The organism is Limnohabitans sp. (assembly GCF_017848645.1).
Lineage (GTDB): Bacteria > Pseudomonadota > Gammaproteobacteria > Burkholderiales > Burkholderiaceae_C > Limnohabitans_A.
Window position 1 is genome coordinate 40,013 of record NZ_JAFEIF010000064.1, and the last position, 9,323, is coordinate 49,335.

Sequence of the window (9,323 nt, forward strand, 5' to 3'; positions counted from 1 at the left end):
GCTGCCGATTTAACCTGAGAGGCTTTACTCAGCGCTTTGGCCCAGCGCTATGACCCAACCCCTTTTCCAGCATCCCGATCACCTCATCGGCAAAAGCCGCATAACTGATCGGCCCGCCCGGGCGCAGCCAGGTGAAGGTCCAGTTGATCATGCCCAGCAGCATCATGGTCAGGGCCGTCTGGTTGGTGGGGGTCAGTCGCTCGGGGTAGGCGCGCTTCATGAAGCGGGTCATGGCCGCCACGATGTCGCGCTGGCGGTTCAAGATCAGCTCGCGCGGTGACAGGGATGGCCCGCCCAGGGCCGGGTCGGGTGTATCACTCAAAAATTGCGTGTCGTTGAGCAGCGCCGCGTGCCGTGTGGCCGATGTTTCGTATTCCTGCAAAAACGCCCGCACCAGCTCGTGCAAGGTGGCCCGGTCGTTCAGGTCCTTGCGCTGGGCGGCAGCCTCGGTCTGTGCGATCACCGCCAGCAGGCGCTGGGTGTGGCGGTCCAGCAGGTCAAACAAAATGGCTTCTTTGCTGTCGTAATAGTGGTACAGCCGCGCCTTGGAGGTGCCACATGCCGTGGCGATCTCGTTCATGCTGGCGGCAGGGTAACTGCGCTGGGCAAAGCATTGCGCCGCGATGTCGAGGATCGCATCGCGCTTGATGTCGTGGGTTGCGGATTTGGGTCTGGCCATGACGTTCAGGCCTCAAACAGGCCACACCACCCCGTTGTCGTTCAGGATCGCGTCCAGGGGCTCATCGTGGTCTTCAGACTCCAGATCGTCCAGAAAGCCGTGGGTGTAGCCCAGGCCCACGGTGTAAGGCTTGGGCTGCAAGGTGGCCAAGGTGCGGTCGTAAAAGCCGCCGCCGTAGCCCAGGCGGTAGCCGCCAATGCCGTAACCCACGCAGGGCACAAACAGCAAGGTGGGCACGATGACTTCGGTGTCCTTGGGCTTGGGGATGCCGTAGGCGTCTTCTTCCATCGGGCAGCCGGGGTACCAGGTGTGGAAGGTCAGGGTTTTGTGCTGCTTGTTGACCACGGGCAAACCAATGCGGCGGCGCTGGGGCTCACCATGCAGTTCGCCATCTTCTTTCCAGCGGTGCAGCGCGGGCAACGGATCAAACTCGCCCTTGATGGGCCAATAAGCACCGATCACCGTGTCCGGGCGGTCAAACAACCAGATGCGCATGACGCGCTGCAAGGCTTCGGCCCGCGCCAGGCGGTCCGGCAGGTTCAACCTTTCTTCCACCAAGGCTTTTCTCAAGGCGCGTTTTGCTTCGGCTTTGTCCATAATCGACCCATGAAATTCAGACGCATTTTGACACTGCTGAGCGCCATGGCCGTGACAGGCCTGTGGGGCTGGCCTGCCCAGGCCCAAAACCGGGGCGATGAGGTGCTGCTGGAGATGCAGCAAGCCTTTCGCAAAAATGATGCCAAACGGCTGTCGGCCCTGCTGCCCCAAGCCCGTGGCCATGTGCTGGAGCCCTTGGCCGCCTATTGGGAGATGCGCACCCGGCTGGACACCGCGCCTGCCTCTGAAATCCGCAGCTTTTTGAACACCTACGCAGGCAGCTACTACGAAGACCGCCTGCGCAACGATTGGCTGCAACAGCTGGGCAAGCGCCGCGATTGGGCCACCTTCACCGCCGAATACCCCCGCTTTCGCATGCGCGACGACCGCGAAGTGCGCTGCTACGCCCTGGCCACGGAAGTCATGAACAGCAAAGCCGACGTGGCCGAGGAAGCCCTGCGCCTTTGGTATGCGCAGCGCGAGGCCGACGACGGCTGCACCTATGTGGCCGAACACCTGCACTCGGGCCGCCAGATCCAGGCGCTGGACCTGTGGCGCAAGGCCCGCATCGCCATGGACACCAACCGTCCACGCGCCGCGCAAGCAGCCGTCGACATCGAGGCACCCCGCCTGTCCGAACAAGTGGCCCTGATCCACGCCGACCCGGCCAAGTACCTGGACAAGCGCATCCTGGCCATCACCCGCAGCCGCAAAGAGCTGGCCGTGCTGGCCCTGATCCGACTGGCCAACAAAGACCCAGACGAAGCCGCGGATTTGCTCGCTCGGCGCTGGTCCATTCAGCTCAGCCAGGAGGAGCGCAATTGGACTTGGGCCGTGATCGGCAAACAAGCTGCTCAAAAGTTGCAGGACAACGCCGCCAGTTACTTTGCCAAAGTGCAAAAAGACAGTGATCTGAACGACGACCTGCTGGCCTGGAAAGTGCGAGCTGCCTTGCGCCAAGGCCAATGGCACCAGGTGCTGAGCGCCACCCAGACCATGAGCGCCGAAGCCCGCAAAGATCCGACCTGGGTCTATTGGCGTGCGCGCGCCCTGCTGAGCACGACCCACAACGAGGCCCAGCGCCAGGAAGCCCAAAGCCTGCTGCGCCAGATCGCCAGCGTGCGGGGCTTTTATGAGCAACTGGCACTGGAAGACCTGGGCCAGACCATCACCGTGCCCGAGCGCCCCGTGGCCCTGACACCCCAAGAAAAAGCGGCGGCTCTGATCCACCCCGGCCTGCAACGCGCCTTTTACGCCGTGGCCATCGGCCTGCGCGCCGAAGGCAACCGGGAATGGAACTACAGCACCAACTTGCACACGCCCGGCGGCATGAACGACCGCGAACTGCTGGCCGCCGCCGACCTGGCCTGCCAGCGCCAGGTCTGGGACCGCTGCATCAACACCAGCGAGCGCACCAAAGAGGTCATCGACTTTGACCAGCGCTTTCCCATGCCGCTGCGCGAGACGGTGGTGCGTCGCGCTGGCGAGATCCGCCTCGACCCGGCTTATGTGTACGGTTTGATTCGACAAGAAAGCCGGTTCGTCATGGACGCCCGCTCGCATGTGGGCGCATCCGGCCTGATGCAGGTCATGCCCGCCACCGCCAAATGGACCGCCAAAAAGATAGGCCTCACCAACTTCACCCCGGACCAGATCACCGACCGCGAGGTGAACGTGGCCATTGGCACGGGCTACCTGAAACTGGTGCTGGACGATTTTGAAGGCTCCATGCCCATGGCCACCGCCGCCTACAACGCGGGCCCCAGTCGCCCGCGCCAGTGGCGCAACGGCCCGGTGCTGGACGCGGCCATCTGGGCGGAGAACATCCCGTTTCAGGAAACGCGCGATTACGTGAAAAAGGTGCTCTCCAACACCACCAACTACGCCGCCATCCTGACACGGCAGCCACAGTCACTCAAAGCCCGTTTGGGCAAGGTCGGGCCTCGAACCTCACCCATCGCCGAAGTCAACACGGATTTGCCTTGAAGCCAGCGGAGCCCCCAGCCAAGCCATGGCCGGGTGTGCACCTTTCACCCAGCAGCTGAGGCAGGCCCCAACAACTCGTCCAGGTTGGCATTGATTTTTTGTGCAATCTTGCCGCTGTAGGCACCGAGCAAAAAGCCCAGTTTCAGTTGCAGATCAAACCGGGTCTCGGTCACCGTCAGCTCGCCGCTCACGCCGCTGCGGGCAAAACGCATGCGGTCTTCGGCCTCACCAGGCTCGGACTCGCAGCTCATGCCCCAGTCTTGCTCGGCCTGCTCGCGCCAGCGTTCGGCCACGGCGCGTGCACCCGCCAATCCCAGGGTGTGTTCGCGTTCGATCTTGAGTTCAGGCATGGGGCGCTTTCTGGGTTGGATGGGCAGCGAATTGGGCATCCAAAGACACTTCCACCAGACAGTCGTAAAACACAGGCGCACGGCCCAAGTCGGTCAGGTGCTGGCTGGTGAGTTCGTTCACGTTGGTGCCGTTCAGGCCCAACTTGCGCCACCAGATGCCCAGGCCATTGACCACACCGAGGCGCGCCCGCTGGTTCACACGCGCCTTGCAGTGGTAAGTGCCCCGGTCGTTGAACACACGCACCACCGCGCCGTCAAGAATGCCGCGGGCTGCAGCGTCTTGCGGGTGCATTTCCAGCACCGGCTCGGCCTCGATGTCGCGCAGGCTTTGCACGTTGACGAAGGTCGAATTGAGGAAGTTGCGCGCAGGCGGCGAAATCATGGCCAGCGGGTAGCGGCCACCGGGCGCGGCCAGTTCGTAGTTGGGCAAGTGGTCGGGCAGGCCGTCCAGCCCCTGGTCGGCCAGGCGCTGACTGAAAAACTCGCAGCGGCCCGAGGGTGTGGGAAAGCCGCCTTGGGCAAACGGCGCATCGGGCAAGGGCAAAGAGGCAAAGCCGTGCGCCAGCAGTTGCTCAAAATCTTGCGCGTCGCCAATGGCACTGCGGCACAGGCTTTCGTCGCTCTCGGCAAAACATGCATCGTCAAAACCCATGCGGGCGGCCAGCGCCCGGAAGATGTCGGTGTTGGTGCGCGCACCGCCCACAGGGGCAATCGCCGGGCGATTCAGCAGCACGTCGGTGTGGCCGTAGCTGGTGTGGATGTCCCAGTGCTCTAGCTGGGTGGTGGCCGGCAAGATGAAATCGGCATAGTCGGCCGTGTCGGTCTGAAAATGCTCCAGCACCACGGTGAACAGGTCTTCGCGGCCAAAGCCCTTCACCACCTTGCCCGACTCGGGGGCCACCGCCACCGGGTTGCTGTTGTAGACGATCAAGGCTTCAATTTGCGGGCCAAATGCGGGCGATGACGGGCGCAGCAAATCGTCACCAATGGTGGACATGTTGATGGTGCGTGGACGCCGCTCACCCAGCAGGTCGGGACGCTGCAAAGCCGCCCGCCGCACGGGGAAGTTCCCCGAACTGCTGAGCAAGACCCCGCCAGCCCGGTGCCGCCAGGCGCCCGTGAGCGCAGGCAGGCAAGCAATCGCCCGGACCGCATTGCCGCCCCCGCGCACGCGCTGCATGCCGTAGTTCAACCGAATGGCGGCGGGCTGGGTCGTGCCCCAGTCGCGCGCCAGTTGGCGAATTTGTTCAACCGGCACGCCACACACCTCGGCCGCACGCTCTGGCGGCCATTGCAAAGCGCGGGCCTTCAAAGCGTCCCAGCCCAAGGTGTAGCGGTCAATGTAGTCTTGGTCGAGCCAGCCGTGCACGATCAGCTCGTGCATGAGGGCCAGCGCCAGCGCGGCGTCGGTGCCGGGGCGCAGGGCAATGTGTTCATGACATTTTTCGGCCGTCTCGCTGCGTCGGGGGTCGATGCACACCAGCTTGGCGCCCTGACGCTTGGCCGCCTGGGCAATGCGCCAAAAATGCAGGTTGCTGCCAATAGAGTTGCTGCCCCAGATGACAATCAGCTTGGATTCGGCAAAAAACTCATTCTTCATGCCCACCTTGTTGCCCAGGGTCTGGGTCAGCGCTTCGGCACCGGCCGAGGCGCAAATCGTGCGGTCCAGAAGCGATGCGCCTAATTGGTGGAAAAACCGCGCCGCGATCGACTCGCTTTGCACCAGGCCCATGGTGCCCGCGTAGCTGTAGGGCAAGATGGCCTGAGGGTCGCGCGCGGCGATGGTTTTCAGCCGGGCGGCAATGGCGTCCAACGCCTGGTCCCAGCTGACCGGTTCAAACTGGCCCGAACCCTTGGGTCCGACCCGGCGCAGGGGTTGCAGCAGGCGATCGGGGTGGTAGGTGCGCTCGGTGTAACGCGAGACCTTGGTGCACAGCACGCCGTCGGTAGGCGCGTGCGCCGGGTTGCCCTGCACCTTGGTGGCACGGCCGTTCTCCACGGTGGTCAACAGTGCGCAGGTGTCGGGGCAGTCGTGCGGACAAGCGCCGCGCACGGTTTGGGGGGCCAAAAGGGAGTCGGTCATGGGGCGATGGAGAGGGGAAAGTCAGGCTGGGAGCAATGATTCATTCTGATTGTGGCCCAAACCCTGCCCTGGGCGGGCGGTCCGTTTGTCCCCCATGTGCACAGGGGTGTTGGCAATCCCCCTCAAGTGTGGCTAGACTGTACCCATGAAAATCATCGACTCCATCCTCACCGACGCGGCCAGCATCGCGGCCATTCGCAAAGACATCCACGCCCACCCCGAGCTGTGCTTCCAAGAAGTGCGCACAGCCGACGTGGTTGCCCAACAGCTGACCGACTGGGGCATCCCCATCCACCGCGGCATGGGCACCACCGGGGTGGTCGGCATCGTGCACGGGCGTGACGGCGGCGCTTGCGGCCGCGGCATCGGCCTGCGCGCCGACATCGACGCACTGCCCATGCAGGAATTCAACACCTTCGCCCATGCCAGCAAACACCAGGGCAAGATGCACGCCTGCGGCCACGATGGCCACACGGCCATGCTGCTGGCTGCCGCCAAACATTTTTCCAAACACCGCGACTTTGATGGCACGGTGTACCTGATCTTCCAACCGGCCGAAGAAGGCGGCGGCGGTGCCCGCGAGATGATCAAGGACGGCCTGTTTGACAAGTTCCCGATGCAGGCCGTGTTCGGTATGCACAACTGGCCGGGCGCCCCTGTGGGCACCTTTGCCGTGAGCGCAGGCCCCGTGATGGCGTCCAGCAACGAGTTCAAGATCACCATCCGCGGCAAAGGCAGCCACGCCGCGCTGCCTCACAACGGCATCGACCCTGTGCCTGTGGCCTGCCAAATGGTGCAAGGTTTCCAGACCATCATCACCCGCAACAAAAAACCGGTGGATGCGGGCGTGATCTCGGTCACCATGATCCACGCGGGCGAAGCCACCAATGTGGTACCCGATTTTTGCGAACTGCAGGGCACCGTGCGCACTTTCAGCATCGAAGTGCTCGATCTGATCGAGACGCGCATGAAACTGGTGGCCGAGTCGATCTGCACCGCTTTTGGTGCGCAATGCGAATTCGAGTTCCACCGCAACTACCCGCCCACCATCAACAGCCCGGCCGAAGCCGACTTTGCCCGCCAGGTGATGAACAGCATCGTGGGAGCCGAGCAGGTGCTGCACCAAGAGCCCACCATGGGCGCGGAAGACTTCTCGTACATGCTGCAAGCCAAGCCGGGCGCTTACGTGTTCATCAGCAACGGCGACGGCGCGCACCGCGAGATGGGCCACGGCGGCGGCCCTTGCACCTTGCACAACCCGAGCTACGACTTCAACGACGACCTGATCCCGCTGGGTGGCACCTATTGGGTGGAGTTGGCCACGCAGTGGCTGGCCCAACCGACCCAAACCGCTTGACCGGGCTCCGCATGAACGACATCCAACAGGGCTTTTCCAAAAGCTACGCTCAAGCCCGCGACAAATTCCTGAACGCTGCCCAGACCGCAGGCCTGCAAGTCGACTCGAACGTCCACCCCCTGCCCGGTCGGGACGGTGAAAAATTGGCCATGGACGTGGTGCTGGACGGCGCGGCCGATGCCCAACAGCTGCTCGTCATCAGCAGCGCTTGCCATGGTGTGGAGGGTTATTGCGGCTCCGGCGTGCAAGTCCATGCCCTGCAAAACACCGCCTGGCGTGAAGCGGCCCGTGCGCGGGGTGTCGCGGTGCTGTACATCCATGCGCTCAACCCACACGGGTTCTCGCATGTGCGCCGGGTGACCCACGAAAACGTGGACATCAACCGCAATTTCCAGGATTTCTCCAAGCCCCTGCCCGATAACCCGGATTACCGCGAAATCCATCCCCTGCTGCTGCCCGATGTCTGGCCACCGGATGCCGCCAACGCAGCGGCCACTGCGCAATACATCGCCGAACGCGGCATGAAAACTTACCAGGCTGCCGTCTCCAAGGGTCAGCACGAATTCCCGAATGGCTTGTTTTTTGGTGGCCAAGCGCCCACTTGGAGCAACCTCACCTTGCGCAAGGTGCTGCAAAAATACGGCCAGCGCTGCCAAAAAATGGCCTGGATCGATCTCCACACGGGCCTGGGCCCCAGCGGCGTGGGCGAGCGCATTTTTGCCTGTGCCGACGACGCAGCGGCCTTTGCACGCGCCAAAGCCTGGTGGGGTCAGGGCATCACCTCGATTTATGACGGCTCTTCCAGCTCCCCCATGCTCACGGGGCTCATGTGGATGGCGGCTTACCAGGAGTGCCGCCAGGCGCAATACACCGGCATTGCTCTGGAATACGGCACCCAAGCGCCCGACAAAGTCATCGGTGCCTTGCGCGGCGACCATTGGCTGCACCTGCACCCCGAAGCGCCTGAGGCCCTGAAAAAACAGATCAAGCAAGATCTGATGGATGCGTTCTACGTCGACACCGACGAATGGCGCACCCAGATCGTTGACCAAGCCATGGACGCCATGCACCAGGCCGTCAGCGGCTTGAGCGCGGCATGAGCACACCACGCGTTCTGGTCTTGGGTGGCAGCGGCTTTGTCGGTCGCCACGTTTGCGAGCAGCTGACCCGCCTGGGCTGGCACATCACCGTGCCCACCCGCCGCGCCGTGAATGCGGCCAGCGTGCAAAGCCTGCCTGGATTGACCGTGATCGAGGCCTCTGTTCACAAGGAAGCCGACTTGGCCCGGCTGATGCTCGGTCACGACGCGGTGGTGAACCTGGTGGCCGTGCTGCATGGCAATGAGGAGCGCTTTGAAAGCGTGCACGTGGATTTGCCCGGCAAGATCGCCAGCGTCATGAAGAAAGCGGGCGTGCAGCGCTTGGTGCACGTCAGCGCCCTGGGCGCCGACCCGCAGGGCCCTTCGATGTACCAGCGCAGCAAGGCGCGGGGCGAGACGGTCTTGCACAACGCAGGGCTTCAGCTGACGATCTTGCGCCCCAGCGTGATTTTTGGTGCCGAAGACAAATTCCTCAACCTGTTTGCCGACCTGCAGGCCGTGGCGCCTTTTATGCCACTGGCGGGCAGCGGCACACGTTTTGCGCCCGTGTGGGTGGCCGATGTGGCGCTCGCTGTGGCGCTCTGCCTGCAAAAGCCGGACACCATCGGCCAGACTTATGAGCTGTGCGGCCCGGATGTGTTGACGCTGGGCGAGCTGGTCAAGCTGGCGGGACAGTGGGCGGGTGTGAACAACGGCCGGGGCCGTCCGGTCATCGGTTTGCCGATGTGGGTGGGGTGGCTGCAAGCTGCGGCCATGGAGTTGGCACCGGGCGAGCCGCTCATGAGCCGGGACAACCTGGCCTCGATGAAGGTGGACAACGTGGCCACGGGCCAGCTGCCGGGTTTGCAGGCTTTGGGCATCACTGCAGCCTCTGCCGCGGGTGTGGCTCCGACGTACTTGGGTCATCGCGGACCGCGCAGCAAGTTGAACCGCTGGCGTGCGGGGGCGGGGCGCTGAGTTCTGGCCTTGCCTTCGCGGTGCGTTCTTGAGAGGTTTTTGCGCTGGTCGTTTGGGCTTTGGTGGTCTCAGTTGAGGGTGTGTGAGGGGATGCGGCGGGTTCCTCATGACGGGGTACCGTGAATCGTCACCCGCCGCATCCCCTCACACACCTTGGATGATCGAAGCTTTTTTCGCCTTGGCTCCGGTTTCATCTCACTGGCCAACCCTTTGCC

The 9,323-nt window shown here is 63.5% G+C and carries 8 protein-coding genes; 4 read left to right on the forward strand and 4 right to left on the reverse strand.

The annotated features are described in order from the left end of the window. Positions 1-28: 28 nt before the first annotated feature. Positions 29-679, reverse strand: a complete 651-nt coding sequence (locus QZ190_RS13995; RefSeq protein ID WP_291917335.1) for a TetR/AcrR family transcriptional regulator — start codon at positions 677-679, stop codon at positions 29-31. A 12-nt stretch (positions 680-691) separates the two neighbouring features. After that, on the reverse strand, positions 692-1,276 hold the full coding sequence (locus QZ190_RS14000) for a 5-formyltetrahydrofolate cyclo-ligase (RefSeq protein ID WP_291917337.1): 585 nt from the start codon (positions 1,274-1,276) through the stop codon (positions 692-694). 9 nt (positions 1,277-1,285) lie between these two features. On the opposite strand from QZ190_RS14000, the gene QZ190_RS14005 reads away from it, so the two are divergent. Further along, the gene (locus QZ190_RS14005; protein WP_291917339.1) at positions 1,286-3,262 is read left to right on the forward strand and encodes a lytic transglycosylase domain-containing protein; all 1,977 of its coding nucleotides are present in this window, start codon (positions 1,286-1,288) and stop codon (positions 3,260-3,262) included. A 44-nt stretch (positions 3,263-3,306) separates the two neighbouring features. On the opposite strand, the gene QZ190_RS14010 is transcribed toward QZ190_RS14005, so the two are convergent. Both QZ190_RS14010 and QZ190_RS14015 read right to left on the reverse strand, forming a co-directional pair. After that, a complete protein-coding gene (locus tag QZ190_RS14010; protein ID WP_291917341.1) occupies positions 3,307-3,612 on the reverse strand; it encodes a polyhydroxyalkanoic acid system family protein in 306 nt (101 codons plus the stop codon). Further along, positions 3,605-5,695, reverse strand: a complete 2,091-nt coding sequence (locus QZ190_RS14015) for a molybdopterin oxidoreductase family protein (RefSeq protein WP_291917343.1) — start codon at positions 5,693-5,695, stop codon at positions 3,605-3,607. Before QZ190_RS14015 ends, QZ190_RS14010 begins: the two co-directional genes overlap by 8 nt. 145 nt (positions 5,696-5,840) lie before the next feature. Between QZ190_RS14015 and QZ190_RS14020 the strand changes: the two genes are divergently transcribed. From QZ190_RS14020 to QZ190_RS14030, 3 genes are read left to right on the forward strand one after another with little or no spacing between them, the layout of a single operon-like run. Continuing rightward, positions 5,841-7,052 (forward strand): M20 aminoacylase family protein, encoded by a 1,212-nt coding sequence (locus QZ190_RS14020; protein ID WP_291917345.1) that lies wholly within the window; start codon positions 5,841-5,843, stop codon positions 7,050-7,052. Between the two features lie 11 nt (positions 7,053-7,063). Further along, positions 7,064-8,152 carry a M14 family metallopeptidase gene (locus QZ190_RS14025; protein WP_291917347.1) on the forward strand — a complete coding sequence of 363 codons (1,089 nt, stop codon included), beginning with the start codon at positions 7,064-7,066 and terminating at the stop codon, positions 8,150-8,152. Further along, the gene (locus QZ190_RS14030) at positions 8,149-9,108 is read left to right on the forward strand and encodes a complex I NDUFA9 subunit family protein (RefSeq protein WP_291917349.1); all 960 of its coding nucleotides are present in this window, start codon (positions 8,149-8,151) and stop codon (positions 9,106-9,108) included. Before QZ190_RS14025 ends, QZ190_RS14030 begins: the two co-directional genes overlap by 4 nt. Positions 9,109-9,323: the final 215 nt, after the last annotated feature.